This is a genomic window from Polymorphobacter multimanifer (genome assembly GCF_014205635.1).
GTDB lineage: Bacteria > Pseudomonadota > Alphaproteobacteria > Sphingomonadales > Sphingomonadaceae > Sandarakinorhabdus > Sandarakinorhabdus multimanifer.
On record NZ_JACIIV010000014.1, the window covers coordinates 1 to 25,592 of the forward strand.

At 66.9% G+C, this 25,592-nt stretch carries 32 protein-coding genes; 19 read left to right on the plus strand and 13 right to left on the minus strand.

Annotated features, from left to right (window positions below; all coding sequences use genetic code 11):
* Nucleotides 1–80: 80 nt before the first annotated feature.
* The 3 genes from FHS79_RS10425 to gcvPA all read right to left on the minus strand — a co-directional run bounded on the left by FHS79_RS10425 (nt 81) and on the right by gcvPA (nt 3,507).
* On the minus strand, nt 81–470 hold the full coding sequence (locus FHS79_RS10425; protein ID WP_184199365.1) for a hypothetical protein: 390 nt from the start codon (nt 468–470) through the stop codon (nt 81–83).
* Nucleotides 471–652: 182 nt separating this feature from the next.
* Nucleotides 653–2,143 carry an aminomethyl-transferring glycine dehydrogenase subunit GcvPB gene (gcvPB, locus tag FHS79_RS10430; RefSeq protein ID WP_184199368.1) on the minus strand — a complete coding sequence of 497 codons (1,491 nt, stop codon included), beginning with the start codon at nt 2,141–2,143 and terminating at the stop codon, nt 653–655.
* Complete coding sequence (gcvPA, locus tag FHS79_RS10435) at nt 2,140–3,507, minus strand: aminomethyl-transferring glycine dehydrogenase subunit GcvPA (protein ID WP_184199371.1); 1,368 nt, start codon at nt 3,505–3,507, stop codon at nt 2,140–2,142. The genes gcvPB and gcvPA overlap by 4 nt, the downstream gene beginning before the upstream one ends.
* A 64-nt stretch (nt 3,508–3,571) precedes the next feature.
* Between gcvPA and FHS79_RS19155 the strand changes: the two genes are divergently transcribed.
* The 5 genes from FHS79_RS19155 to FHS79_RS10460 are packed head-to-tail and all read left to right on the plus strand — an operon-like array spanning nt 3,572 to nt 7,491.
* Entirely contained in the window at nt 3,572–4,618 is a 1,047-nt protein-coding gene (locus tag FHS79_RS19155; RefSeq protein ID WP_184199374.1) for an NAD(+)/NADH kinase, read from the plus strand.
* 9 nt (nt 4,619–4,627) lie between these two features.
* Nucleotides 4,628–6,079: a class I adenylate-forming enzyme family protein gene (locus FHS79_RS10445; RefSeq protein ID WP_184199377.1), complete on the plus strand. Its 1,452-nt coding sequence runs from the start codon at nt 4,628–4,630 to the stop codon at nt 6,077–6,079.
* A gap of 49 nt (nt 6,080–6,128) precedes the next feature.
* Nucleotides 6,129–6,422 (plus strand): hypothetical protein, encoded by a 294-nt coding sequence (locus FHS79_RS10450; protein WP_184199379.1) that lies wholly within the window; start codon nt 6,129–6,131, stop codon nt 6,420–6,422.
* Nucleotides 6,422–7,015 carry a hypothetical protein gene (locus tag FHS79_RS10455; protein ID WP_207792310.1) on the plus strand — a complete coding sequence of 198 codons (594 nt, stop codon included), beginning with the start codon at nt 6,422–6,424 and terminating at the stop codon, nt 7,013–7,015. Before FHS79_RS10450 ends, FHS79_RS10455 begins: the two co-directional genes overlap by 1 nt.
* A complete protein-coding gene (locus FHS79_RS10460; RefSeq protein WP_184199383.1) occupies nt 7,012–7,491 on the plus strand; it encodes a pyridoxamine 5'-phosphate oxidase family protein in 480 nt (159 codons plus the stop codon). Before FHS79_RS10455 ends, FHS79_RS10460 begins: the two co-directional genes overlap by 4 nt.
* Here FHS79_RS10460 and FHS79_RS10465 read toward each other — a convergent pair.
* From FHS79_RS10465 to argC, 3 genes are read right to left on the minus strand one after another with little or no spacing between them, the layout of a single operon-like run.
* A complete protein-coding gene (locus FHS79_RS10465) occupies nt 7,488–8,015 on the minus strand; it encodes a gamma carbonic anhydrase family protein (RefSeq protein ID WP_184199385.1) in 528 nt (175 codons plus the stop codon). The genes FHS79_RS10460 and FHS79_RS10465 overlap by 4 nt on opposite strands.
* Complete coding sequence (locus FHS79_RS10470; protein ID WP_184199387.1) at nt 8,012–8,545, minus strand: GNAT family N-acetyltransferase; 534 nt, start codon at nt 8,543–8,545, stop codon at nt 8,012–8,014. The genes FHS79_RS10465 and FHS79_RS10470 overlap by 4 nt, the downstream gene beginning before the upstream one ends.
* A complete protein-coding gene (argC, locus tag FHS79_RS10475) occupies nt 8,542–9,579 on the minus strand; it encodes an N-acetyl-gamma-glutamyl-phosphate reductase (RefSeq protein ID WP_184199390.1) in 1,038 nt (345 codons plus the stop codon). The genes FHS79_RS10470 and argC overlap by 4 nt, the downstream gene beginning before the upstream one ends.
* Before the next feature lie 55 nt (nt 9,580–9,634).
* Between argC and FHS79_RS10480 the strand changes: the two genes are divergently transcribed.
* The gene (locus tag FHS79_RS10480; RefSeq protein ID WP_243452816.1) at nt 9,635–11,125 is read left to right on the plus strand and encodes an amidohydrolase family protein; all 1,491 of its coding nucleotides are present in this window, start codon (nt 9,635–9,637) and stop codon (nt 11,123–11,125) included.
* On the opposite strand, the gene FHS79_RS10485 is transcribed toward FHS79_RS10480, so the two are convergent.
* Genes FHS79_RS10485 through FHS79_RS10500 form a run of 4 tightly spaced genes read right to left on the minus strand, consistent with a single transcriptional unit; the run spans nt 11,122 to nt 14,642 of the window.
* Complete coding sequence (locus tag FHS79_RS10485; RefSeq protein ID WP_184199393.1) at nt 11,122–11,895, minus strand: hypothetical protein; 774 nt, start codon at nt 11,893–11,895, stop codon at nt 11,122–11,124. The genes FHS79_RS10480 and FHS79_RS10485 overlap by 4 nt on opposite strands.
* A gap of 56 nt (nt 11,896–11,951) precedes the next feature.
* The gene (gene hemB / locus FHS79_RS10490) at nt 11,952–12,935 is read right to left on the minus strand and encodes a porphobilinogen synthase (RefSeq protein WP_184199396.1); all 984 of its coding nucleotides are present in this window, start codon (nt 12,933–12,935) and stop codon (nt 11,952–11,954) included.
* Nucleotides 12,936–12,966: 31 nt separating this feature from the next.
* A complete protein-coding gene (locus FHS79_RS10495; protein ID WP_341534439.1) occupies nt 12,967–13,734 on the minus strand; it encodes a lysophospholipid acyltransferase family protein in 768 nt (255 codons plus the stop codon).
* A 41-nt stretch (nt 13,735–13,775) separates the two neighbouring features.
* Nucleotides 13,776–14,642, minus strand: a complete 867-nt coding sequence (locus tag FHS79_RS10500) for a hypothetical protein (protein WP_184199399.1) — start codon at nt 14,640–14,642, stop codon at nt 13,776–13,778.
* A gap of 201 nt (nt 14,643–14,843) precedes the next feature.
* On the opposite strand from FHS79_RS10500, the gene murI reads away from it, so the two are divergent.
* The 9 genes from murI (at nt 14,844) to FHS79_RS10545 (ending at nt 21,282) form a co-directional block, all read left to right on the plus strand.
* Nucleotides 14,844–15,653, plus strand: a complete 810-nt coding sequence (gene murI / locus FHS79_RS10505; protein WP_184199402.1) for a glutamate racemase — start codon at nt 14,844–14,846, stop codon at nt 15,651–15,653.
* Complete coding sequence (locus FHS79_RS10510; protein ID WP_184199405.1) at nt 15,653–16,105, plus strand: PaaI family thioesterase; 453 nt, start codon at nt 15,653–15,655, stop codon at nt 16,103–16,105. Before murI ends, FHS79_RS10510 begins: the two co-directional genes overlap by 1 nt.
* A complete protein-coding gene (locus FHS79_RS10515) occupies nt 16,102–17,163 on the plus strand; it encodes an enoyl-CoA hydratase/isomerase family protein (protein ID WP_184199408.1) in 1,062 nt (353 codons plus the stop codon). Before FHS79_RS10510 ends, FHS79_RS10515 begins: the two co-directional genes overlap by 4 nt.
* Before the next feature lie 182 nt (nt 17,164–17,345).
* Entirely contained in the window at nt 17,346–17,693 is a 348-nt protein-coding gene (locus FHS79_RS10520; protein ID WP_184199411.1) for a hypothetical protein, read from the plus strand.
* Between the two features lie 84 nt (nt 17,694–17,777).
* Nucleotides 17,778–18,224: an RpiB/LacA/LacB family sugar-phosphate isomerase gene (locus FHS79_RS10525; RefSeq protein ID WP_184199414.1), complete on the plus strand. Its 447-nt coding sequence runs from the start codon at nt 17,778–17,780 to the stop codon at nt 18,222–18,224.
* A 4-nt stretch (nt 18,225–18,228) separates the two neighbouring features.
* Nucleotides 18,229–19,536: a serine hydroxymethyltransferase gene (gene glyA / locus FHS79_RS10530; RefSeq protein ID WP_184199417.1), complete on the plus strand. Its 1,308-nt coding sequence runs from the start codon at nt 18,229–18,231 to the stop codon at nt 19,534–19,536.
* A gap of 11 nt (nt 19,537–19,547) precedes the next feature.
* Nucleotides 19,548–20,072 carry a hypothetical protein gene (locus tag FHS79_RS18850; protein ID WP_184199420.1) on the plus strand — a complete coding sequence of 175 codons (525 nt, stop codon included), beginning with the start codon at nt 19,548–19,550 and terminating at the stop codon, nt 20,070–20,072.
* The gene (nrdR, locus tag FHS79_RS10540) at nt 20,072–20,548 is read left to right on the plus strand and encodes a transcriptional regulator NrdR (RefSeq protein ID WP_184199423.1); all 477 of its coding nucleotides are present in this window, start codon (nt 20,072–20,074) and stop codon (nt 20,546–20,548) included. The genes FHS79_RS18850 and nrdR overlap by 1 nt, the downstream gene beginning before the upstream one ends.
* Entirely contained in the window at nt 20,545–21,282 is a 738-nt protein-coding gene (locus FHS79_RS10545) for an RNA methyltransferase (RefSeq protein ID WP_184199426.1), read from the plus strand. Before nrdR ends, FHS79_RS10545 begins: the two co-directional genes overlap by 4 nt.
* A 5-nt stretch (nt 21,283–21,287) precedes the next feature.
* On the opposite strand, the gene FHS79_RS10550 is transcribed toward FHS79_RS10545, so the two are convergent.
* The 3 genes from FHS79_RS10550 to FHS79_RS10560 are packed head-to-tail and all read right to left on the minus strand — an operon-like array spanning nt 21,288 to nt 22,470.
* Nucleotides 21,288–21,839, minus strand: a complete 552-nt coding sequence (locus FHS79_RS10550) for a hypothetical protein (protein ID WP_184199428.1) — start codon at nt 21,837–21,839, stop codon at nt 21,288–21,290.
* The gene (locus tag FHS79_RS10555; protein ID WP_184199431.1) at nt 21,836–22,054 is read right to left on the minus strand and encodes a cold-shock protein; all 219 of its coding nucleotides are present in this window, start codon (nt 22,052–22,054) and stop codon (nt 21,836–21,838) included. Before FHS79_RS10555 ends, FHS79_RS10550 begins: the two co-directional genes overlap by 4 nt.
* Complete coding sequence (locus FHS79_RS10560) at nt 22,054–22,470, minus strand: M67 family metallopeptidase (RefSeq protein WP_184199434.1); 417 nt, start codon at nt 22,468–22,470, stop codon at nt 22,054–22,056. Before FHS79_RS10560 ends, FHS79_RS10555 begins: the two co-directional genes overlap by 1 nt.
* An 18-nt stretch (nt 22,471–22,488) precedes the next feature.
* On the opposite strand from FHS79_RS10560, the gene FHS79_RS10565 reads away from it, so the two are divergent.
* The 4 genes from FHS79_RS10565 to mtgA all read left to right on the plus strand — a co-directional run bounded on the left by FHS79_RS10565 (nt 22,489) and on the right by mtgA (nt 25,576).
* Nucleotides 22,489–23,457, plus strand: a complete 969-nt coding sequence (locus FHS79_RS10565) for an RluA family pseudouridine synthase (protein ID WP_184199437.1) — start codon at nt 22,489–22,491, stop codon at nt 23,455–23,457.
* Nucleotides 23,458–23,459: 2 nt separating this feature from the next.
* Complete coding sequence (gene rpoH, locus FHS79_RS10570) at nt 23,460–24,365, plus strand: RNA polymerase sigma factor RpoH (RefSeq protein WP_184199439.1); 906 nt, start codon at nt 23,460–23,462, stop codon at nt 24,363–24,365.
* A 90-nt stretch (nt 24,366–24,455) separates the two neighbouring features.
* Nucleotides 24,456–24,791, plus strand: coding sequence for a hypothetical protein (locus tag FHS79_RS10575; protein WP_184199442.1), 336 nt, complete (start codon nt 24,456–24,458; stop codon nt 24,789–24,791).
* A gap of 44 nt (nt 24,792–24,835) precedes the next feature.
* The gene (mtgA, locus tag FHS79_RS10580) at nt 24,836–25,576 is read left to right on the plus strand and encodes a monofunctional biosynthetic peptidoglycan transglycosylase (RefSeq protein ID WP_184199445.1); all 741 of its coding nucleotides are present in this window, start codon (nt 24,836–24,838) and stop codon (nt 25,574–25,576) included.
* The last annotated feature ends 16 nt before the right edge of the window (nt 25,577–25,592 follow it).

Here is a 25,592-nt window from a genome sequence, read left to right on the forward strand (position 1 = left end):
CAAAGGGACAAGCCTAACCAATGGCCGGGTTTTACACCGCCCTCATCGACACGCCGCCGACGATCCAATGGCCTGGTTTGTCACCGCCGTGCACAATTGATATCGACAATCGCGCTGTTGAACGTGACTGTCAGATAATTCACACCTTCGTTCGTAAACGAATAGGAGCCGCCCCAACCAACCTGTTCGAACTGGGGACCAGTGTTGGTGATCGGCGCTGACGATGATGCGGAGATGTTCAGGAGCGCCGAATAGATGCCCGGCGGTCCGAACGCATTCACGATGAAGAACACTGGTCCGTCGTTCACCGTCAGGGTGTTGGAACCGCCTGGCGCCTGATAGCTGACAAATCGCACAGCCGATTGCTGCGCGAACTGGGCAAATGTCGTGTTGACCGCAAGTGCCGGTGCCGACATCGTGACGGTCATTGCCCCCGCAAGCACAAATTTGCACATTTTCGATATGTTCATCTTGGAGACTCCCCTCTTCCGCCTCGCAGCCATGCAAGGCCAGTGTCCCGATATTGCTTGTGGGGGGAGGCGTGCGCTATCGGCGGCAATTACGGTGCGGGTGGATGCTGGCACCAGGCGTTTATGGCAATAACTACCCATCCAGCAACTTGGCACGATCTGCCAAGCCATTGCTGGAGCGTCTATTCGGCGCGGAAAGCGCGCAGGGTGGTGGCGCCGGTTTCGTCGAGCACGGCATCCGACAGCTTGCGGACCGCCTGGGCATGGGGGGCGGACCTTACCATCTCCGGGTCGGCATGCGATTCCTCGACGACCTTGGCGAGCACGTCGATCCAGGTGTCGATGTCTTCGCGGCTCCAGGCTTCGCCGGCTTCGGGGGTGAAGGGATGGGGGACGATCCAGGGCTCGTGGCTGAGCCAGAAGGCATCGATGCCATAATCGGCCATGCGGTTCTGCACGTCCATGACGCTCACCCCGGTGGCTTCGAACAGGCCTTCGAGCGAATAGCGGGTCATCTCCATGCGCCAGCCGGTGATGTGCGGGTGGGATTTGGTGACGCCGGGGATCTTGAGCAGCCGGGTTTCCATGTAGTTGTTGAGGATGACCGAAATGTCCGAAGCTTCGCGGATGCCTTCGGCCCCCATCGCGCGAGTCCAGCCATAGGCCTTCACGACCTGGTGCAAATTGCCCATATATTCGCGCACGCGGCCTATGGAGTGGGCGGGGGTTTCCAGCGCGAAGCCCTTGCCTTGCTGGATGACCAGCGGGCCGGGGAGGAAGGGGGCGAGGGCTTGCGAGCAGCCGAAGGCGCCGACGGCGGGGCCGCCGCCGCCCTTGGGGACGCCAAAGGTCTTGTGGAGCATGAACATGCAGGCATCGAAGCCCAATTCGCGGGCGCGGATCTTGCCCATGACGCCGTTGAAATTGGCGTGATCGTAAAAGGCGAGTCCGCCCGCTTCATGGACGATGCGCACCCATTCGGTGATTTCGGGGTTGTAGATGCCCATGTCATCGGGGTTGTTGATCATCAGCAGAGCGGTGCGGTCCGACACTGCGGCCTTGAGGCTTTCGAGCGTGGGATAGCCGTTGGGGCCGAGCGGCAGGGTGATGATTTCGAAGCCGGCGGTGGCGGCGGTGGCGGGGTTGCAGGGGTGCGACTGGATCGAGGTGACCATCTGCGTGCGCTGGCCGGCCTCGCCGCGGCTGGCATGGTATGCGCGTGCCATGCAGGCCATCGTCCAGGCGGCATCGGCGCCGCCGGCGGCCTGGAAGCCGAAGCGGTCCATGCCCGAAAGGCCGCGCAGCATGGTGTCGAAGCGCCAGACGATGTCGAGCAGGCCCTGGATGGTTTCAGGCGATTGCTGCGGGTGGACATCACGGATGCCGGGGAGCGCGGCCATCGCCTCGTTGAGCCGCGGATTGTATTTCATCGTGCAGGTGCCGAACAGGCTGATGCCGATCATGCCGAGCACCTGCTGCGAGAGCTTGAGATAGTGGCGGAGCACATCGGGCTCGCTGACTTCCGGCAGCGCGGGAGGGGCTGCGCGGCGCAACGCCTCGGGAACGAGCGAGGCGTCGGCGCCTTCGAGCGGGAAGAGTTGGCCACGGCGACCGGGGCGGCCCATGTCCATGATCAGCGGCTCATCCCAGACGGGGGCGTGGTAGCGCTTCATGCGAGGACCTCGGCGAGTGCGGCAGCGGCGGCGGCAATATCGTCTGCCGAGTGGATTTCGGTGACGCACCACAGGGCGGCGTGGGGCTCGATTTCAAGGCCGCCGAAGACGCCATGGGCGAGCAGGGCAGCGTTGACTTGCGTGACGCTGCGGCCGGGATATTCGAGGACGAACTCCTTGAAGAAGCCGTCGGCCCAGCGCAGCTTGACGCCGGGGACGGCGGCGAAAGTGCGGGCGGCGGTATGGGCGCGGCCGATGATGGCGCTGCCGAGATCGTGGAAGCCCTGGGGGCCGAGCAGCGCCATATAGGCGGCGGCAGCGACGGCCCAGAGATAGGTCGAATTGCCCGTCCAGTCCTTGCCGTCTTCGCGGCTGCCGTAGCTCGACTGGTGGAAGCGCATCATGCCGAAGCTCATCCTGCCATCGACGGTTTCGGCGATCGAGTTGAGGAGCGTGGGATATTCGGCGGCATGGGCGGTGTCGTCGCTGCTCGCGATGAAGCCGCCGAGGCCGCCGCCGGCGTTCATGTGGATGCCGAGCGGCTGGATCGAGCCGATGGCGATGTCTGCCCCCAGTGCTGCGGGTGAGGCGACAAGGCCGAGCGAGGCCGGATCGACGCCGATGATGGTTTCGGCACCGGCGGCGCGGGCTTGTGCCGCGATGGCGGCGGCATCTGTCTCGAAGCGGCCGAGCCAGTTGGGGTTCTCGATATAGACGGCGGCGACATGGCGCCCGAGGAGGGCGGGGAGGGCGGCGAGATCGATGCGGCCTTGCGCCATCGGCATGTCGATGATGGTGATGGCGGCGGCAGGATCGGCGCTGGCGGCATAGCCTTCGAGGACGAGGCGGCGCTCGGGGCACAGCGCTGCGGGCACCAGCAGGGTGCGGCGGCCGGTGATGCGCGCGGCCATGCGTGCGGCATGGCCCAGGGCGGCACCCCAGCTGTAGACCGTCAGGCCGACGAGCGGCATTTCGAGGAGCGAACCCAGCTGGCTGGTAAACTCGAACCAGGCCTGGTTGCGGCCGAAATCGGAAGATGGCGTGCCCCAGACGGGGGTGAGGAATTCCGAGCGGCCGACGATCTCGTCGACGACGGCTGGGACGTGATGGGGCCAGATGCCGCCGCCGAGGAAGCAGAGCGTGTCTTCCGCCGAGCGGTTGCGGGCGATGAGGCTGCGCAGGTGGCGGCGGAGCGAGACTTCGTCGGCCAGCGCTGGCGGCTGGCCGAGATCGCCGCGGAAACGGTGCGCCTCGGGGATCTGCGCGAACAGCGGCTCGGCGTCGGTGAGGCCCAGTTCGGCGAGCAGCTCCGCCTTCAGGGCGGGGGGCGAATTGGGCATGAAGGGATGGGTGCCGTTGGACATTTGGCCTTGCCGTTGTTGTGCTGAGAGCGAACAGCACATATGCTATCCGCACAAAGGAGAGTGCGTGCGGATCGGCCTGATTGTCAACCCGGTGGCAGGCATCGGCGGCCCCATGGGGCTGGCCGGGAGCGATGGCGCGCTGGGCACGCTGGCGCTGGCGCGCGGTGGTGTCGCAGGGGCAGGAGCGCGGGCGGCGCTGGCGCTGCAGGGCTGCGGGCATGAGGTGCTGACATCGGCGGGGGCGATGGGCGAGGATCCGGTGCGGGCGGCGGGGCTGGTGCCGCAGGTGGTGCATCGGGCCGCCGGGCCGAGCGGGGCGGCGGATACGGTCGCGGCGGGGGCGGCAATGGCGGCTGCGGGGGTGGAATTGCTGGTTTTTGCGGGCGGGGACGGGACGGCGACGGACCTTTTGGGGGTGGATTTGCCTGTTCTGGGGGTGCCGGCGGGGGTGAAGATGCACAGCGCGGTGTTCGGCCGCAGCCCGCGCGCGGTGGCAGCGGCGTTGGCGCAGCTGCGGCCGGGGTTTGCCACGCGGATGGCCGAAGTTGTCGACCGGGACGGCGACGGGCGGCCGCAGTTGCTGGGGGCGCTGGCGACGCCGGTGCTGCCGGGGCTGGTGCAGCCGGCGAAGGCGACGGCGCCGCAGCGGCATGATGCAGCGCTGGCGGCGGCGTGTGCGGCGGCGGCGCATGCAGTGCGGGCGACGCCGCTGGCGTTCATCGGTTGCGGGTCGACGATGCTGGCGGTGAAGGACCGGCTGGCGCCGGGGGGGACGCTGCTCGGGGTGGATGCCTATGGCTTCGGGTTGCCGCTGGTGATGAACGCGCGCGAAGACGAGCTTGCGGCGCTGGCGGCGGAAATGCCCCCGCTGGTGCTGCTGGGGGTGATCGGCGGGCAGGGGGTGTTGCTGGGGCGCGGCAACCAGCAGCTGAGTGCCAGGGTGCTGCGCGGTGCGCGCTTCCAGGTGCTGGCTTCGGCGGAAAAGCTGATGGGGCTGGCGATGCTGTCCCTCGACACCGGCGATCCGGCGCTCGATGATGCGCTGGCCGGGCATTGGCCGGTGATCACCGCGCCGCGCCGATCCGTGATCATGCCTGTTGTTGCTGTTTGAAGGACCATCATGCTGCCCGATCAATTCACCAGCCTGCCCGATCTTGTTCGCATCCATGCGGGGCAAACGCCTGAAAAGGTTGCAATCATCATGGGCGAGATGCGGGTGAGCTGGCAGGTGCTCGATGCGCTGACGGACCGGGTGGCGTGCCATCTGGCGGTGCATCCGGCCGGAAGCGTCGTGGCAATTTCGAGCCCGATGCACCCCTGGTATCTGGCATTGTGGCTGGGGGCGCTGAGGGCCGGCCATGCGGTAGCACCGCTCGCCGACAAGCTGGGGGCCGAGGCACTGGCGATGCAGGTGGCGGATTCCGGGGCGGTGGTGACCTTCGGGGCGGACGAGGTGGCGGGTTTGCTCGACTGGTTGCCGAATACGGGAGAGACGCCTCCCGTGCGGGCGATCGATCCGGCGGCGCCCTTCAACCTCATCTATTCGAGCGGGACGACCGGGCGGCCGAAGGGCATCGTGCAGCCGCATGCGATGCGCTGGGCACATATCCAGCGCGGCGCCGTGCAGGGCTATGGCGCGGACAGCGTGACGCTGGTTTCGACGCCGCTTTATTCCAACACGACGCTGGTGAGCGTGATCCCGACGTTGGGGTTGGGGGGCACGCTGGTGCTGCTGCCGAAGTTCGACACGGCGGCGTTTCTGGCGCTGAGCGTGGCGCACCGGGTGAGCCATGCGATGCTGGTGCCGGTGCAATATCAGCGGCTTATGGCGGACCCGACGTTCGACAGCCATGATCTTTCGAGCTACCGCGCGAAGTTTTGTACCAGTGCGCCGTTCTCGGCGGCGCTGAAGGCCGAGGTGCTGGCGCGCTGGCCTGGCGGGCTGACCGAATATTACGGGATGACCGAAGGGGGTGGCACCTGCATCCTGCCGTGCCACCTGCATCCGGACAAGCTGGCGACGGTGGGGCAGCCGGCGGCAGGGTCCGACATCAGGCTGATCGATGACGAGGGCTGCGAGCTGCTGGCGGGAGCGACCGGGGAGGTGGTCGGGCGATCGCCGGCGATGATGAAGGGGTATCACAATCTGGCCGAGGCTTCGGCGGCGGCGGAGTGGCAAAGTCCTGATGGGCTGCGGTTCATCCGGACCGGGGACATCGGGCGGTTCGATGCCGACGGGTTTCTGACGTTGATGGACCGGAAGAAGGATCTGATCATTTCAGGGGGCTTCAACGTCTATCCGTCGGACCTTGAAGGGGTTGTCGAGGGGTTGCCCGGGGTATGCGAAGCGGCGGTCGTCGGCGTGGCTTCGGCGCGCTGGGGGGAGACGCCGGTCGCGTTCGTGACGGTGGATGGACCGGTGGATGCGGCGGCGTTGCTGGCGGCGGCGAATGCCAGGCTGGGCGCGATGCAGCGGCTCGCCGATCTGCGCGTGGTGGAGAGGTTGCCGCGTTCCGAAATCGGCAAGGTGCTCAAGCGCGAACTCAGGGACGGTTATCAGACCTTGACATAACGAACCATATAGGTTATCTGTCTTCCTGTGGCGGGGGACGGATGTGCTGGTGCGCGACTTCAACTGGCGGCGAACCGTTCTGGCCCTGGTGTTTGCGGGCTCCGGCCTCGCGCTCACCGCGCTGGCGGTGTGGCTCGCGTGGAACGTGCTCAACGCGCCCTGGCCGGCGGCGCTGGCGGCGGCGCGGCTGCGGATCATCGGCGCGGCGCTCTATGCAGTGCTGGCGCTGCTCGGACTGGTGCTGACCGGCCTCGCGATGACGGTGGCGCTGCGCCAGGTCTCGGCGAGGTTCATGGGGGCCGACTTCTCGGCCTCGGGCAATGGCGATGGGGGATCGGCATGATGGGGATGCTGGGTTTGGCGCGGCGTGTGCCGGGCTGGGTTTGGATGGCGTTCGGCGGCGTGCTGCTGCTCTGGGTCGTGGCGCGCTGGCATGAAGGGCGGCTGGGCGCGGCGCGGCGCGAAGGCGCTGCGGCACAATCCACGATCGATCGGGCGGCGTTCGAGGCAGCTGCGGCGCAAGCGGCCGCCGTGCAGGGGCGGCTGGTGCGGGCGCTCGCCGACCGGCAAGGGGCAATTTCGAAGGAGACCGACCATGCGCTTGGGGCTGACCTTGATGATCTCGGCCGCCGTTATGATGACCTCCGGCTGCGCTGGGCGGCAGCCGGTGCCAGTGGCGGTGGCACCGATGCAGGTGGAGCAGCTGCCGTTTCCGGTCCCCCCGGCGCGGCTCAGGGCGCCGCTTGCGCGGCCGGCGGGTGGGTGGATTTCGCAGTTGCCAGTGCCGCCGCGCAAGCCGCCGACACGGCCATAGCCAAGGACGATGCCTGGATCGCCTGGGCGGCGGCGCAGGCGGCAGCGTGGCCGACGACGCCCCAGGGAACCAATTCGGATCGGCGGGGTTGGGAAAGCAGCCTGAAGGAGCTTTCGCAATGACCGATGTTATGACGCCCGAGAAGATTTTCGAGATGATCGAAGGTGAGCATGTCTGCACCTTCTCCAGCCTGGAAGGCAGCCGCATCCGTTCGCACCCGATGTCCCCGCAGTTCGTGAAGGGCGAACGGGTTATCTGGTTCATGACCGAGACGGGTGCCAGCAAGCTGGCCGACCTCAAGGCGGATTCAGATGTGACGCTGGCGTTCAGCAATGGCGCCAAGGGCAGCTATGTGTCGTTGATGGGGCGTGCGAATGTCGTCGTCGATCGTGCCAAGGTGCATGAGCTGTGGAGCGCGCCGCTCAAGCAGTATTTCGATGGTCCCGATGATCCCAAGATCGTGCTGATTGGCTTTCATGCCGACGATGCGGACTATTGGGATGGCCCAAATGCCGTGATGGCGGGGATCAAGATGCTGGTGACGGCCGCCACGGGCGAGCCGACCGACATGGGTGACAGCGGGCGGGTGGCGCTCTAGCGCTGCCCTGCCAGTGACGTGCGGTGCTGCCGGGCCAGTTCGACATAGCCGGCAGCACCGGCGCGATTGCGGGCGATTTCTTCGGGCGTGAGCGCCCGGGTGAAGCGGGCGGGGCGGCCGGTCCAGAGTTCACCGGCGCCGATGCGCTTGCCGGGTGGCAACAATGATCCGGCGGCGAGCATGCCATCGGCTTCGATCACGCAGGCGTCCATGACGATGCCGGCGAGCCCGATGAAGCTGTGCGATTCGAGCACGCAGCCGTGAATTATCGCCATATGGCCGACGAGCACATCATCATGGATTTCGGTGCCGTGGCGCTTTCGGGTGACATGGACTACCGACCCATCCTGGATATTGGAGCGGGCGCCAACGGTGATGCGTTCGACATCGCCGCGCAGCACGCAATTGTACCAGACCGAGCTGTCGGGCCCGAGGGTGACATCGCCGATCAATTGTGCGCCGGGGGCGACAAAGGCGCTCGGGTCGATGGTGGGGCCGATGCCGTTGAAGGGGTGGAGGGTCATGGGCGGAAGATTTCGTAGGTGACGTGCGGACGAAGCGGATCGCCGATCGCCAGTTTCGGATGGTCGAAATCGAGATCGGGGCGGTAGACCATGCCGAGCCGAAGCATGAGGGCCTGGCTTCGATGGTTGCCGGGCGTGGTGATTGCGATGATGCGATCCACCGCAAGATTGGACCAACCCCATTCGAGGGTGGCCTGAGCGGCTTCGCGGGCATAGCCCTGGCCCCATTTGCTGCGCCTCAGGCGCCAACCGATTTCGATGGCGTTTTCGATTCCAGGGATATCTTCAGGCGCAATCTTGAGGCCACAGAACCCGAGAAACTGCTGATCGTCTCGGCTCTCCATGGCCCAGAAACTGTGACCATGTTTTCCCGCTATGCCTTGCAGCCTTGCAATCATCGCATCCGTATCTGCCCAGCTTTGAAGCGGGCCAAGATATTCCATGACTGCCGGATCGCGCCCCATGGCGTGGGCTTCGGATCGGTCACTTTCCCGCCAGTTGCGCAAGATGAGGCGCTCGGTTTCGATCATGGAAACAAGGGTGCGGCTTCGAGGCCCATGGTTTCGGGGAGGCCGAGCGCCACGTTCATGTTCTGGATGGCCTGGCCCGACGAGCCTTTGACGAGATTGTCGATGGCGGCGGCGACGATGGCGCGGCCGGGGATGCGATCGGCGAAGGCGTTGACGACGGCGTGGTTGGAGCCGCGCACCATGCGGGTGGCAGGGGCCTGGCCTTCGGGAAGGAGGTGGACGAACGGCTCATGGGCGTAGCGGTCCGCAAGCGCTGCGCGCAGGCTGAGGTGGGTCTGGCCTTCAGCAAGCTCGACGATGCAGGTGACAAGCTCGCCGCGGTTGATGGGCACCAGATGCGGGGTGAAGCTGATGGTGACGGGAGCGCCGGCAGCGAGGGCGAGTTGCTGCTCGATTTCGGGCATGTGGCGGTGGTGGCCGAGGCCATAGGGGTGCACCGCTTCGGCGACTTCGGCGAAGAGATTGGCTTCCTTGAGGCCACGGCCCGACCCTGACACGCCCGACAGCGCGTTGATGGTGATGCGCTCTGCGCCGATCAACCCGGATTCGAGGAGCGGGGTGAGGGCGAGCAGCACGGCGGTGGGGTAGCAGCCGGGGCAGGCGATGAGCTGGGCGCCGGGGAGCTCGCTGCGCGCGAATTCGGTGAGGCCGTAGACGGCGCTTTCGAGCAGATGCGGGGCAGGGTGCTCGCCGCCATACCATTCGGCATAGGTGGCGGCATCGCGCAGGCGGAAATCGGCCGAGAGGTCGATGATGGTGGCTTCATTGATCGTACCGAGCAGCCGCGCCGAGGCGGCGTGCGGCAGGCAGCCGAAGACGACATCGACAGCGGCGAAGTCCACCGCCTCGGCCGCGGTGAGCGGCGGCAGCGCATAGGGGGTGAAGTGCGGCCAGATGGCGGCCATTGACTGGCCGGCCTTGCTGCCCGCTGCGAGTGCGGTGATCTCGATCTCGGGGTGGGTGAGGGCGAGGCGCACGAGATCGGCGCCGGTGTAACCGGAGGCTCCGAGGATGGCGGCGCGGATCTTGCTCATCGCTTTGCGTTAGGCGATGCAGGGGTGGGGTTCAAGTTGGGTCGGGATTATGTCGATGTGGATGGTTCTGGTGCTGGCGGGGGCGGTGCTGCTGGGGGCGGCGGGGCCGGCGAAGCTCGACATGAGCGCGCGGCTGTTGCCGCCGGCCGCCGTGCCGGGGCCGGCGGTGGCCCCGTTCGTGAAGGTTCCGGCTGGGCGCACCGCGATCGTGCATGTGAATTTGATCGATGGCACCGGGGCGCCGGCGATGGCGAACCGCACGGTGCTGATCGAGGGCAATCGCATCATGGCGGTGCAGGCGGGCGATGCGCCGGTGCCGGCGGGCTATCGGCAGGTCGACGGGCAGGGGCGATCGTTGATGCCGGGGCTGATCGGCATGCACGACCACCAATATTACATCAGCCGCCCCAACCTCGATGCGGCGCTGAAATCCGAGCCGCCGCTGATCATCCCGCAGATGGCGTTTTCCTCGCCGCGCCTGTATCTGGCGGGCGGGGTGACGACGATCCGCACCGGCGGCAGTGTCGAGCCCTTTTCCGACCTCAACATGAAGACCGAGATCGATGCGGGGCGGCTGCCGGGGCCGCGCATGGATGTGACCGCACCCTATCTGGAGGGGATGGGCAGCCCGTTCGTGCAGATGGGGCGGCTGAACTGCCCGGCGGCGGCGACGGCGATGGTAAATTACTGGGCGGACCAGGGGGTGACCTCGTTCAAGGCCTATATGTTCATCGACCGGGCGAGCCTGGCGGCGGCGATTGCGGCGGCGCATGCGCGGGGCATCAAGGTGACGGGGCATTTGTGCGCGGTGACGTATGCCGAGGCGGCCGCACTCGGCATCGACAATCTGGAGCATGGCTTTTTCGCCAACACCGGCGGCGACCCCGGCAAGGTGCCCGATGTGTGCCCGCCGACGAGTGGCGGGCCGACGCTGTCGGCGATGACGGCGGACTCGGTGGCAGCCAAGGAATTGATTGCCACGCTGGTGGCGAAGCGGGTGGCGCTGACCTCGACGCTGCCGGTGTTCGAGCCGCGCGGGGCGAAGCCGCGGCCGCTGTCGCCCAGGCAACTGGCGGTAATGACACCGCAGGCGCGGACCGATTACCTCTATCCGCGGCTGGCCGCGCTGATGTTTACGCCCGAGCGTGCGGCGGCGGGGGCGCTGCAATGGCGGAATGGCATGGCGCTCGAGCGGGCATTCGTGGCGGCGGGCGGACTGCTGATCGCGGGGCCGGACCCGACGGGGGCGGGGCATGTGCTGCCCGGCTTCGGGGACCAGCGCGGGATCGAGCTGCTGGTGGATGCCGGTTTCTCGCCGCTGGAGGCGATCCGGATCGGCACGCTCAACGGGGCGATCTATCTGGGGGTGGACGCAGCGCTGGGATCGATTGCGGTGGGGAAGGTGGCGGACCTGGTGCTGGTGAAGGGTGACCCGTCGCGGCGGATCGACGACATCGAGAATGTCGAGATCGTGTTCAAGGATGGCATCGGCTATGACAGTGCGGCGCTGCTGGAGACGGTGCAGGGGCGTTATGGCCAATATTAGCCGGCTGGTGGCGGCTCGGTGAAATCGATGCGGATCTGCACCCATTCGCCGACCTTGTACCGGCCATCGACGCGGGGCGGGCGCACGCGGAACTGCCAGGCGGCGTTGCGGATGGCGCGCGACAGGCCCGAGCCGGGCTGGCTGTCGCCCATTTCCTGGCAGTCTTCCACGCGGAAATTGGCGACGGTGCGGCAGGCGACGGTGGCCCAGGCGCCGCGGGGGATGCCGGTTTTCGGCAGGTAGAAGGCGAGTTCGGCGTCGGTGGGCTCGCGGTGCCATTCGGCGGCATAGAGCGTCTTGCCCGCCAGAAACGAGGGCGTGCTGTTGAGCGAGGGGCCATAGACGCGGCCGGTGCTGACGACCTTGCTGTCGGGCTGGTTGGTTTCGGCTTCGGCTTCGGCGACTTCCTGCTCGACCCGGCGGTTGGGGATCTTGCGTATATCGAGCTCGATCGGCAGCACGCCGAGATCGATCGGCGGCGCGGGGGCGTCGATGGTGGGGAGCTGGGCGGGCTGGGGGGTCGGCCTGGGCTGCGGGGTTGGCGCTGCGGCCGGGGGTGGCGGCTCGGCCTGCTCGGGCTCGGCTTCGGGCTCAGCTTCGGGGGCGGGGATGTTGAAGGCCTCGATGGCGTTGCGGCCCATTTCGGCGAGCTTGATGGTGGGGCCGAGGAGGAGGATGAGCAGTGCCAACCCGACGTGGATGAGCAGCACCAGCAGGAATGCCAGTACCCGGCCGGACCTTTCATCGCGCAAGGCGGCGGGAACACGCATCGGGTGCGCCTAGCCTGCGATGCGCAGCGCCGCAACCGCGCGTGGTGTCGCCGGCTTCAGCCGAGCAATCTGGCCGCCAGCGGGGCGTGGTAGGTGAGGACGCCCGAGCAGCCGGCGCGCTTGAAGGCGGTGAGGGTTTCGAGGACGGCGCGGTCGCGGTCGAGGACGCCGGCGGCGACGGCGGCTTCGAGCATCGCGTATTCGCCGCTCACCTGATAGGCGAAGATCGGCACGTCGAAGGCGTCGCGCAGGCTGCGGATGATGTCGAGATAGGGCATGCCGGGCTTGACCATCACCGAGTCGGCGCCTTCGAGAATGTCGAGCTCGACTTCGCGCAGCGCCTCGCGGGCGTTGGCGGGGTCCATCTGGTAGGTTTTCTTGTCGCCCTTGAGATGGCCGCTGGAGCCGACGGCATCGCGGAACGGGCCGTAGAAGGCCGAGGCATATTTGGCGGAATAGGCCATGATCTGGACGAGATCGAAGCCTTCCCCTTCCAAGCCGTCGCGGATGGCGCCGACGCGGCCGTCCATCATGTCCGAGGGGGCGATGATGTCTGCGCCGGCGCGCGCCTGGTTGAGGGACTGGCCGATGAGGACTTCGATGGTGGCATCGTTGAGGATGCGGCCGTCCTCCGCCAGAAGGCCGTCATGGCCGTGGCTGGTGTAGGGATCGAGCGCCACGTCGGTGAGGACGCCGAGGCCGGGCTGGGCGTTTTTGAGGGCCTTGATCGCCTGGCACATGAGATTGTCGGGGTTGAGGGCTTCGGCGCCGTCTTCGCTGCGGCGATCGGCCTGGGTGTTGGGGAAGAGGGCGATGCAGGGGATGCCGAGCGACACGGCTTGCGCCGCGGCTTCGGCGAGCTTGTCGACCGAGAGGCGGTTGACGCCGGGCATGGTGCGGATCGGCTCGACGACGCCGCGGCCTTCGGTCACGAACAGCGGCCAGATGAGGTCCGACGGGCGCAGGATCGTCTCGGCGTGCAGCGCACGGCTCCAGGGGGCGGAGCGGGTGCGGCGGAGGCGGGTGGCTGGGTAGGTCATGCGTTGCTGTTAGCGCGTGGCCGCGGGGCTGTCACGGGACCGGATGGCCGTAATGTTCGGCGAGTGCTGCGGCAATGCGGGTGCGGGCCTGGGCTGCGATGGTCTTGCGATCGGGGTGGTCGCCGGGGTCGAAGGGTTCGAGGAAGCGCAGGTGGCAATGGATGGGGCGGGGGCTGGTGAAGACGCGCCATGCGTTCTCGGGAGCGGTTTCCTCGCCGATCCAGGCGAGATCGCGGCCAGTATCGTCGAGGCAGATGGCGACGGGCTGGATGACGATGCGCCGTGGTGGCGGCATCAGCACGGCGAACAGTGCGGGCTTGAAGGGCAGCAGGCTGCGGCCATCGGTGGTGGTGCCTTCGGGAAAGATCGCCACCGGCTGGCGTTCGGCAAGGGCGGCGCGGAGTTCCTCGACCTGGGTGCCGACGCTGCGGCGATCGGTGCGCGAGACGAAGACGGTGTTGTTGAGGCGTGCGAGCCAGCCGACGATCGGCCAATCGCGGATCTTGTCCTGCGCCACAAAGGCGGTGCCGGTGAGGCTGGCGAGGATGGGGATGTCGATCCAGCCGATGTGGTTGGCGACGTGGAAGACATCGTGGAGCAGCGGTCGGCCTTGCGACGTGATGCGGACACCCAGGATTCGCGACGTGGCGGCGAGGAAGCGGCGGGGCCAGGGGGAGGGGGGCTTGGCGAGCCAATGGCCGGGCAGGGTGATGGCGAGGGCGACGAGCAGGGCGGCGACGCGCAAGGCGAGCCGCAGGCTGGCGAGCGGATGGCGGATGACGGTTTTGAGTGGCCCCACGGCTCCAGCGGCTAGCCGAGCTGCCGTGGGGGAGCAAGCGGCTATGCTTGATGCTGCGGGGCCGTGCGCCTGCGACGGACGATGAGGCCGGCGAGGCCGAAGCCGGCGATGAGCTGCAGCCAGACTGCGGGCTCGGGGATGACGGCGGACGGCAGGATATCGATGGTGGCGCGCGACTGGGCGAAGATGACGTCCCCGGTGATGGCACGGTCCCCGAGGATATAGTCGGAAAACACGATGCGGATGGCGTTGGTGACGAGCGACTGGCTGGTCGTGCCGTTGCCGGTGAGGGTTTGCTCGTTGAGGATGATGCGCAGGCCGCCGGCATCGAAGGCGACGAAATTGGGATCGATCTGCGCATTGGCACCTAGGTTCAGAGTGAAGGGGCTCGGGCCGGCAAGATCGAGATTGGAGAATGTCGAGGTGCCGGTGAGGGTTGCGACATCGCCGATGCGGGTGACGGTGGTTTCCGATGCAATAGTGGCGGCGCGCAGGGTGACTGCGAAATTGGCCTGCATGCCGACCAAGGCGCTCGAGACGTCGAGTCTGACCCCGCCGACAGCAGCGCCGCCACTGCCGAACGAGGTGTCGAACGGCGTGGTGCCATTGGCCCTGGCGACCGCGACACCAGCGCCTGTGACTAGATCATAGCCGGCGATGACCGTGCCGACCGGGCCTAGGATCTGGGTGATGGAGACATCGCCGGCGCTCGAAAGGTCATAGCCGGGGGAGGTGGTGCCCTCGACCTTGGCGATCGGGCCGATGCTCAGACCCTCGGTGGTGACGTCGCGAAGATCGGTGAACACGGTAAACGCACTGGTGGAAATGGTTGTGGTAGCGAACGATGCGGACGGGATTGCAAGACCGGAGAGCGCAAGCGTTGCGGCTGCCAATGGTGTGCGGATCATGGTGATGCCCCCTTGAAGCGACGCAAAAAAAACGCTGTTTTCCCAACTTAAGGTAGCATGACGATAATTCTTTTCAAATCGATGAGCCGCGGGCGGATGCATTGGCCGGATGACGGACGCGGGCGGGCGGGCTAAGGGGGCGGGCGGGCTAAGAGGGCGGGCGGGCCAAGGGTGGCCTGTTGCCGAGACCGACAGGGGCCGATGCCAGTGGCTGACCAAGCGCCAATTCTGATGTTCGATTCGGGCGTGGGCGGGCTGTCGGTACTGCGTCCGGTGCGGGGGCTGCTGCCGGGGGTGCCGGTGGTCTATGCGGCGGACAATGCCGGCTTTCCCTATGGGACGAAGAGCGAGGCGGAGATTGCCGCACGGGTGCCGGCGTTGCTGGGGCGGCTGGTGGAGCGGTATCGGCCGCGGCTGGTGGTGATCGCGTGCAACACGGCCTCGACGATTGCGCTGGCGCATGTGCGCGCAGCGCTCGATGTGCCGGTGGTGGGGACGGTGCCGGCGATCAAGCCGGCTGCCCTTGCCAGCCGAAGCCGGGTGATCGGCGTGCTGGGGACCCAGGCGACGGTGCGGCAGACCTATGTCGACCGGCTTTCGGCGGAGTTTGCAGCCGATTGCCTGGTGCTGCGGCATGGCTCGGCGCGACTGGTCGAACTGGCCGAGGCGAAGCTTGCCGGCGAGGCAGTGACGGCGGCGGATGTGGCGCCCGAGCTGGCGGGGCTGACCTCGCAACCCGGCGGCGAGCGGATGGACCGGGTGGTGCTGGCGTGCACGCATTTTCCGCTGTTGCAGCCGGAACTGGCGCAGGCCGGGGTGGAATTGGGCTTTCCGGGCTTGGGCTTCGATGACGGCGGGCCCGGGATTGCGCGGCGGGTGAAGGTGCTGCTGGGTGACGATGAAGACGGGCCGGGGGGAGGCTTTGCAGTGTTCACCCGCGCGGATGCACAGGTTGACCGGTTGGCACCGGCCCTCCAAGGCTTTGGACTGATGCGAACCGAGGTGCTTTGATGGCGATGACCGATGCCGAGCTGCTCGAGCGGATGAACAAGTTCGTGCCGCCGACTGCCATTCTACTCGGGCAGGAGCTCCTCGAGGTGGACAGTGCGGCGGGGCGGGTGCGGATGAAGTTCCAGCCCGGCCCGGAATGCTGCAACCCGATGGGGCATGTGCAGGGCGGCTTCGTGGTGGCGATGCTCGATGATGCGGCGGCGTTTGCGGCGATCGTCAAATCGGGGGAGCGCATCGGCATTCCGACGATCGAGTTGAAGGCGAGCTTCTTTGCGCCGGCGAAATCGGGGGTGCCGCTGTTTGCCGAAGGGCGGTGTCTCAAGCTCGGCAAGCGCATCGCCTTCATGGAGGCCGATCTTTTCGATGAGGCCGGGACGCTGCTGGCGCGGTTGACGACAAGTGCTGTGCCGATCCCGGCGACGACAGCCCCCAATCTCGTGGAGCGCAAATGACCGACGATCTTCCCGTGCAGCCTGACGTGCAGCCTGAAGTCCTGATCGAGCGGCGGGGGCGCGCGCTGTGGATCACGCTCAACCGGCCGAAGGCGCTCAACGCGCTCAACCGGCCGATGGCGCTGACGATCCACCGGGCGCTGTTCGCCGCGGCGGCGGAGGGTGCGGAACTGGTGGTGATCGAGGGGGCGGGGGACCGCGCCTTTTGCGCCGGCGGAGATGTGGCGCTTCTCGGCCGCGAGGGTCGTGACGACCAGGCGCTGTGGGAAGGCTTTTTCCATGACGAGTATCGGCTCAACCAGGCGATCGCGCGGCTGGGTATCCCCTATGTGGCGCTGATGGACGGGTTCACCATGGGCGGCGGCGTGGGGCTTTCGATCCACGGCCCGTACCGGGTGGCGACCGAGCGGACGGTGTTCGCGATGCCCGAGACCGGCATCGGGCTGATCCCCGATGTGGGCGGCACGCATGCGCTGGCGCAGCTGCCGGGCGAGGTGGGCAGCTGGCTGGCGCTGACGGGGGCACAATTGAAGGCGGCCGATTGCCTGCACGCCGGCATCGCCACGCATTTCGTGCCGGTGGATCGGCTGGACGTGCTGCGCGACCTGCTGGCGAAGGCGGAGGAGCCGGTGGAAGAAGTGCTGGCGGCGCTCGATGATCCGGCGGGGGCCGCACCGCTCGAAGCCTTTCGCGATGGCATCGACTATCATTTCGGGCATGACCGGGTGGAGGACATCCTGGCGTCGCTCGATGGCGGCGATGCCTGGGCGCAGGAGCAGGCGGCGATCATCCGCCGCATGTCCCCCACCTCGTGCAAGCTCAGCCTGCTGGGGCTGCGCATGGCCGCCGATGCCGAGATCGAGGAGGCGCTGCAGACCGAATATCGGATGGTCTGCCAGATCCGGCATGGCCATGACTTCTTCGAGGGCATTCGGGCGCAGCTGATCGACAAGGACCGGAATCCGCGCTGGTCTCCGTCGCGGCTCGAGGATGTGACCGACGATGCGATCGCACTGCACTTGCGCGAGCCCGACAGCGGTGACCTGAGCTTCGAATAACGCTGATTTCTGGCGCTGCTGGATTTCAAAAATGCTTGCCGGACAGGACGCGCGCATTTATATTGTGTGCGAATACTGTGTTGGCGGGGGAAAAGGCTGTGTGGACATTGGTTCGCTGGGTTCCACGGCAGCACGCACCTACAGCTGTCGGACAGAAACTCATGTCACACAATGGTTCGGCGATGTGGGTTTTCGACCTTCAGCAGGCTTATAGACCCGGTTCGGCTATTTCCAATAATGCCTGGCTGATTGCCTATGATCTCGACGACACTGCGGCGACGAATATCAGGACGCGCGGGCACATCGATTTCGAGAATGCTGCTTTCGCCGGGGAAGCGGCGCACGCGATCGAAGTCATCGTCAAATCGAACGAGCCTGGCGCCTATGGCATCGGCAGAATGCGGCAGGGTATCACATCGATGCATGTGACTGCCCGCTTCGCCAAGAAGAAGGAAGTCGCCAAGGCACTTGGCCTCAAGGAACAGGAAATAGGAACGGAGTACCGACCCGGCACCACCTGGCCTGTCTGACTGCCGAACGCATCCTGGGGGCATGACATTCATGTCGACCGCGCCTAAAGCACGGCGAGTCACCACGGTTCGGATTCGCCGCTCTTGTCCATCATCGCCCTTGCCTCGGACCATGCCGGCCATGCGCTGAAGACCGTGCTGGCGAGTGAGCTGCGCGCAGCCGGGCATGAGGTGCTCGACCTGGGGCCCGACAGCGACGCGAGTGTGGACTATCCGGATTTCGGCGCGGCCCTCGGGGTTGCCCTTGCCGATGGCCGGGCGGCGCGCGGCATTGCGGTGTGCGGCTCGGGCATCGGCATTTCGATTGCGGTCAACCGCAACCCCGCGGCACGGTGCGCGCTGGTGTCGAGCGGGCTGATGGCGCGGCTGGCGCGGCAGCACAATGATGCCAATTGCATCGCACTCGGCAGCCGGCTGATCGGCATCGATGTGGCGCGCGATTGCGTGCGCGAGTTTCTGGCCACGGAATTCGAGGGTGGTCGCCACGCCGCCCGCGTGTCAAAACTGGGCTCGGGCCCGTTCGAGGAGTGAATCGATGAGCACCAATCCTGTTTCGCTGATGGAAGCCTCGGGCTTTTTCGACACGCCGCTTGCCAGCGGTGACCCGGCGGTGGCGGCGGCGGTGGCGGCCGAGCTCGACCGGCAGCAGAACCAGATCGAACTGATTGCGTCGGAAAACATCGTCAGCCGCGCGGTGCTCGAGGCGCAGGGATCGGTGTTCACCAACAAATATGCCGAAGGCTATCCCGGCAAGCGCTACTATCAGGGATGCGCGCCGTCCGATGTGGTGGAGCAGCTGGCGATCGACCGTGCGAAGCAGCTTTATGGGTGCGCCTGGGCAAATGTGCAGCCGCATTCGGGGGCGCAGGCCAATGGCGCGGTGATGCTGGCGTGCACGAAGCCGGGGGACACGATCCTGGGCATGAGCCTCGATGCCGGGGGGCATCTGACGCATGGTGCCAAGGCGGCGATGAGCGGGAAATGGTTCAACGCCGTGCAATATGGCGTGCGCCGCGAGGACCAGCTGATCGATTATGATGCGGTGGAAGCGCTGGCGCTCGAGCACCGGCCGACGTTGATCATCGCCGGCGGCTCGGCCTATCCGCGCGTGATAGACTTTGCGCGCTTCCGTGCGATCGCCGACAAGGTGGGGGCGACCTTCCTTGTGGACATGGCACATATCTCGGGGCTGGTGGCGGCCGGGCTGCACCCCTCGCCGCTGCCGCATGCGCATGTGGTGACGACGACGACGCACAAGACGCTGCGGGGGCCGCGCGGCGGCATGATTCTCTCCAATGACGAGGCGCTCGGCAAGAAGCTCAATTCGGCGGTGTTCCCGGGGCTGCAGGGTGGCCCGCTGATGCATGTGATTGCTGCCAAGGCGGTGGCGTTCGGCGAGGCGCTGCAGCCCGAGTTCAAGGACTATATCGCCCGGGTGATCGCCAATGCGCAGACGCTGGCGGCGAAGCTGGTGGCGCGCGGCTGCGATGTGGTGGCGGGCGGCACCGACACGCATCTGGCGCTGATCGACCTGACGCCAAAGGGCATCAACGGCAAGGAAGCCGATGAGGCGCTCGAGCGTGCCGGGATCACGTGCAACAAGAATGGCGTGCCTTTCGATCCGCTGCCGCCGACCAAGACCAGCGGCATCCGGGTGGGCTCGCCGGCGGGAACGACGCGCGGCTTCGGCCAGGCCGAGTTTGCAGCGATCGGCGACATGATCGCCGATGTGCTTGACGGGCTGGCGGCGAACGGGGAGCATGGCAACGCCGAGGTGGAGAAGGCGGTCAATGTCCGCGTGCGGGCGCTTTGCGCGCGCTTTCCCATTTATCCGGCAGGCTGAGGAGACGCGACATGAGCGGTATGGACGAGCCGAAGGCACCCGAGCCGAACAAGATCGACAAGCTGGCCGAAGAGGCGACCGAGGCCGGTCGCAAGCTGCTCGACAGCGAGACTGGCCGCAAGGTGGCGCAAGCCAGCGAAAACGCCTTTGCCAAGGCCGAGGCGCTGGGGCGCGAGGCCATGGCCAGCGACACCGCGAAGCAGGCAGCGGCCAAGGCGAAGGAACTTGCCGGCGATGCCGCCGAGGCAGGCAAGCGCTTCATGGATTCGGACACCGGCAAGAAGGTCTCCGAAGTGGGCGAAAAGGCCTATGACAAGGCCGGCGCACTGGCGCGACAGGCGATGGCGAGCGATGCGGCGAAGCAGGCGAGCGACACCGCGAAGCAGGTGTGGAGCACGCGGCTCGGCAAGAATATGGCGACGGGTGCGGCGGCCGGGGCGGCGCTCGGGCTGGTGGTGCCGTTCGTGGGGACGATCTTCGGTGGGGTCGTGGGTGCTGGACTGGGGTATTTGCGTACGATCACGAAGAAGAACTGATGCGCTGCCCTTTTTGCGGGAATGACGACAGCCAGGTGAAGGACAGCCGGCCGACCGAGGATGGGGCGGCGATCCGGCGGCGGCGGCAGTGCCCGGCATGTGGCGGGCGCTTCACCACCTTCGAGCGGATCCAGCTTCGCGAGCTGGTGATCGTGAAGAAGAGCGGCAAGCGCGAGGTGTTCGACCGCGACAAGCTCGCGCGCTCGATCGAGATTGCCTGTCGCAAGCGGCCGATCGAGACGGATCGGATCGAGCGGATGGTGAATGGCGTGGTGCGGCGGCTGGAATCGATCGGCGAGTCCGAAATCGATGCCGGCACGCTCGGCGAGATGGTGATGGAGGGGCTGCAGGCGCTCGATCCGGTGGCCTATATCCGCTTCGCCAGCGTATATCGCGATTTCCGCGAGGCGCGCGATTTCGAAACGTTCGTGGGGTCGCTGGCGGATGTGACGCGGCCGGCTGACCCCGCAGCATGACGCATCGACCTCCGGCGGTCATTCTGGTCCGCCCGCAGCTTGGAGTGAACATCGGCGCGGTGGCGCGCGCGATGATGAACTTCGGGCTGACCGACCTTCGGCTGGTGAACCCGCGCGACGGCTGGCCCAATGCCGATGCGGGGCCGGCGGCGAGCGGGGCCGATGCGATCCTCGACGACGCACGGGTGTTCGGCTCGGTGGCCGAGGCCTGTGCCGATCTGCACCTGGTGTTTGCCACCGCGATGCTGATGCGGCCGATCACGCGGCGGGTGGTGACGCCCGAGCGGGCGGTGGCGGAGCTGCGCGCCGTCGAGCTGCCGGGCGGGCTGCTGTTCGGGCCGGAGCGCACCGGGCTGGAGACAGTGGACCTGGCAGTGGCGCATGCCGTGTGCACCATCCCGACCAGCGCCGAGCACGCCTCGCTCAATCTGGCGCAGGCGGTGGTGGTGTGCGCCTATGAGTGGATGCGGCAGGCCGACACGATGGTGCCCGAGGCGCTGCAACATTACAGCGGTCCGGCGCCGATGGCGGAGCTGGAGAATCTGATTTCCGACATCGATGCGCGGCTGGTGGCCAACCGCTATTACAGCCCGGCGCCCGGCCGGCCCGAAGCAGCGCGGTTGACGCTGCGCAACCTGCTCACGCGGCCGCAGTTCAGCGAGGGCGAGGTGCGGACGCTGCGGGGGATCGTGCGGATTCTCAGCGTGCCGCGCGGCCCGGCGGGCGAGCGCTGACGCCCTCAGGCCTGGACGAAGGCGACACCCGACCCTTGCGCCTGCAATGCCCATCCGGTGCTGCGGGCATGGGCGGCGATGAGGCCGATCATGGCGCTGCGGCCATCGGCCTCGGGGTTGCCGTCAAGGGCCCTCGCCGCGGTGTCGGGCAGGGGGTGATCGTTGGTCCAGCGAGCGCCTGCCGGATCGATGGCGAGCGGAGCGGTGCGGCTGATGTCGGAGAGGATGAGGGCGACACCCGACACGAGGCTGGCTGGCAAGTCCGGGTTGCCATCGAGATCGAGAGCGAGCGGGGTGTCGGGCAGGCCTTCGCCGAGCAGTTTTGCAAGCGCTGCGGCATTCATGCTGTTGCCGGCCGCGCCCAGCGCCAGCCGGACCAGCCGCAGCCGCGCCGAAAGCTTGCGGATGGCGGCGGTGATCAGGCCGTTGATTTCGGCATCTCCGGTGTCGCCCAGCAATTCGCTGGCCGTGAGCAGCGTCGCCACCGGGGTGGCCATGTCGTGGCACAGCCAGCGGACGACAAGGGCTGCCTGATTTTCGGTAATCGTTTCACTCATGCAACACTCGCCTTCACTCGCAGACCCATGGCCAGGAGACGGCCATCGCCCCCCTGGGTGAGTTCGAACTCGACACGTTGGCCGGGAGCCAGCGTGTCCACTCCTGCCGACTGTAAAGCAGAAGCATGAACGAACACATCACGCGGGCCATGATCGGGAGTGATGAACCCGAACCCTTTCTTCAAATCGTACCATTTGACGGCGCCGGTCGCCATCAGAGCGGCGCCAGCGCGATTTCGTGGAAGCGACCGTGCAAGGCACCATCGGCCGCGGCGATCCAGGCGGTGATGGCCGCGCCACCGATGATCATCCAGATCTGGCCATTTTGCAGTGCGCGCGCTGCATCGCGCTTCGAGGGGCGGGTGCTGCCATCGGGATGGCTGTGGTAATGGCCGAGGATCGCCATGCCGTCGCCGCGCGCGGTGCGGTGCGCGGACAGCAGCATGGCGGGATCGATCTCGAAGCGGCGGGCCGGATCGGCGGCGACGTTGGGCGCCGGGCGGGCGACGCGGATATCGGAATGCTCGGGCCCCGCCGTGCCGAGCAGAAGCCCGCAGGCCTCGTGTGGTGCGTCCGCTGCCGCATGAGCGAGCAACTGCTCCGTGATACCACTTGCAATCCGAACGATCATCCCGACATCGCCTAGTCTATGGGGCCTGAAAAGTCGATCGATTGCGTGCTGGACGCCGGCATGGCGGGCTGGCGGCTCGACCGGGCGCTCGCTGCGAGCATTCCCGCGCACAGCCGCGAGAGGCTGAAGGCGCTGGTTGCGGCCGGGCAGGTCCGGCGCGCCGATGGCACGCTGCTGCGCGACCCGGCGCTCAAGGTGAAGGGCGGCGAGGCGCTGCAGGTGGTGGTGCCCGCCGCGCGGCCATCCGACACGCTGGCGCAGGACATTCCGCTGACGATCGTGCATGAGGATGAGGCGCTGCTGGTGGTCGACAAGCCGGCGGGGCTGGTGGTGCACCCGGCGGCGGGAAACCTCGATGGCACGATGGTCAATGCCCTGCTCCACCATTGCGCGGGGCGGCTTTCGGGAATCGGCGGCGTGGCGCGGCCGGGCATCGTCCACCGCATCGACAAGGATACGTCCGGGCTGCTGGTGGTGGCGAAGACGGATACTGCTCATGAAGGACTGGCCCGGCAATTTGCTGCACATACCGTAGAACGGCGGTACATGGCTGTGGTTGCCGGGGTGCCGGTGCCGCCGGCGGGACGCATCGAGGGCTCGCTCGCGCGCTCCACGGTCAACCGCCAGAAGATGGCGCTGGTGAGCGACGGCAGGGGCAAGCGCGCAGTGACGCATTTCCGGATGCTGCGGGCGCTGGAAGGGGCCGCCCTTGTCGAGTGCCGGCTGGAGACAGGGCGCACCCACCAGATCCGGGTGCACATGGAATCGATCGGCCATCCGCTCGCCGGCGACCCCGTTTACGGGCGGATGCCGGGCAAGCTGGCGGCGGTTCTGGCGGACCTCGGGTTTCGCCGCCAGGCGCTGCATGCCGCGACGCTGGGCTTTCTGCATCCGTTCACACAAGAAAGACTATCTTTCGAATCTGCCCTCCCGCGGGATATAGTGGAGTTGATCGGTCGTCTTTCGAGCGCCGAAGTTCAGGAGTAGACATGGCCAATCTGCCAGCAAAGACCAGCATTCCAGCGCTCGGCGGCGAAGCCGGGCTCAACCGCTATCTGGCCGAGATCCGGAAGTTTCCGCTGCTCGCCCCCGAGCAGGAATACATGCTTGCCCGCCGCTGGGCCGAGCATGAGGACCCCGACGCCGCTGCCAAGCTGGTGACGAGCCACCTGCGGCTCGTTGCCAAGATCGCCATGGGCTACCGCGGCTATGGGCTGCCGGTGGCGGAGCTGATTGCCGAGGGCAACATCGGCCTGATCCAGGGGGTGAAGAAGTTCGACGCCGAAAAGGGCTTCCGGCTGGCCACCTATGCGATGTGGTGGATCCGGGCGGCGATCCAGGAATACATCCTGCGGTCGTGGAGCCTGGTGAAGATCGGCACCACGGCGGCGCAGAAGAAGCTGTTCTTCAATCTGCGGCGGCTGAAGAGCAAGCTCGGCGCGATCGAGGATGGTGATCTGCGCGGCGAGGACACGCTGAAGATCGCGACCACCCTCGGGGTGACCGAAGACGAGGTGATCTCGATGAACCGCCGCATGTCGATGGGCGGTGATTCGAGCCTCAACGCGCCGCTGCGCGAGGAGGGCGAGGGCGAATGGCAGGACTGGCTCGCCGACCAGGGTCCGTTGCAGGACGAGATGGTGGCCGATGCGCAGGAGCGCGACCAGCGCCATGGACTGCTCACCGAGGCGCTGGCGACGCTGAATGAGCGCGAGCGGGACATTCTCACCCGCCGCCGGCTGCTCGACGAGCCGGAAACGCTGGAGGCGCTGAGCCAGGATTATGGCATCAGCCGTGAGCGGGTGCGACAGATCGAGGTGCGGGCGTTCGAGAAGCTTTCGCAGGCGATGCACAGCCTTGCGACCTCGAAGCGGCTGCTGCCCGAGCCGGCCTGACGGGGGCAACCTGACGGGGGCAGCATGACGGGGGCAGGCACGCCAATCGTTAAATATTGAAGTCATGCGACGTTTTCGCCGATCCGGTGTTTGCAGTTTACGCTGCATTGCAGCATGATAGTGCACTGGATGGGAGAGACGATGATGCGAAGGAGCCGGACTGCTGGATCGCTGGCGATACGGATTGCCGTCGCGGCTGCGCTGGCCTCTGCTGCTTTCGTGCCGGTGACGGCTACGGTGATGCTGCAGCCGGCTGCGCGACCGGTCCAGGCTGTGGCGACACCGGCCAAGCCGGTCGACGTGGCGATGACCGAGTCCGAGACAGAAAGCATGCGGGGCGTGGTGATGCTGATCTGCAGCCTCGTTTTTACCGCGATGCTGCTGCGGGGACGCAATGACACGCAGGATGATGAACAGGACAAATGATCCGGGGTGATTGACGACCGGCAGCGGCTGCGGTCTGTTGGCCCATGACCGTGCGCCGGCTGCCAGCCAGTTCCTCCCGCACCCGCAAGGGTGGCTTTCGCCAGCGGCCGATCGGCTGGCTCTTCTCGTTGCTTGCCAAGCTCGTCATGTGGTTCGTCATCCTGAGCCTGGGGTGGGTGCTGGCCTATCGGTTCATCCCCGTGCCGGTGACCTGGCCGATGGCGCGGGACATGCTGCAGGGGCGGCATGTCGAGCGCGACTGGACCCCGCTGGCGGAGATGGCAAAGGTGTTGCCGCGCGCCGTGATCGGTGCGGAAGACGGCACTTTCTGTGCGCATCGGGGCTTCGACGTCGAGGCCATGAAGCAGGCCGCGACTCGCAATGCCGAGGGCGAGCGGCTGCGCGGCGGCTCCACCATCTCGCAGCAGACCGCCAAGAATGCGTTTCTGTGGCCCGGCCGCTCCTATGTGCGCAAGGGTCTGGAAGCGTGGTTCACGCTGCTGATCGAGCTGATCTGGGGCAAGCCGCGGATCATGGAAGTGTATCTCAACATCGCCGAAATGGGGCCGGGCGTTTATGGCGCGCAGGCGGCGGCGAAACATCATTTCGGCTCCACTGCCGACAGGCTGACGGCGCAGCAGGCGGCGCGGCTGGCGGCGATCCTGCCGCAGCCGATCAAGCGCAAGGCGGGCACGCCGGGGCCGTTCGTCCGCCGCTACTCGCGCGCGATCGAGAAGCGCATCCGTGTGGTGGCGAACAGCGGGTTCGATAGCTGCCTGCGGTGAGCAGGGCCTGCGGAGG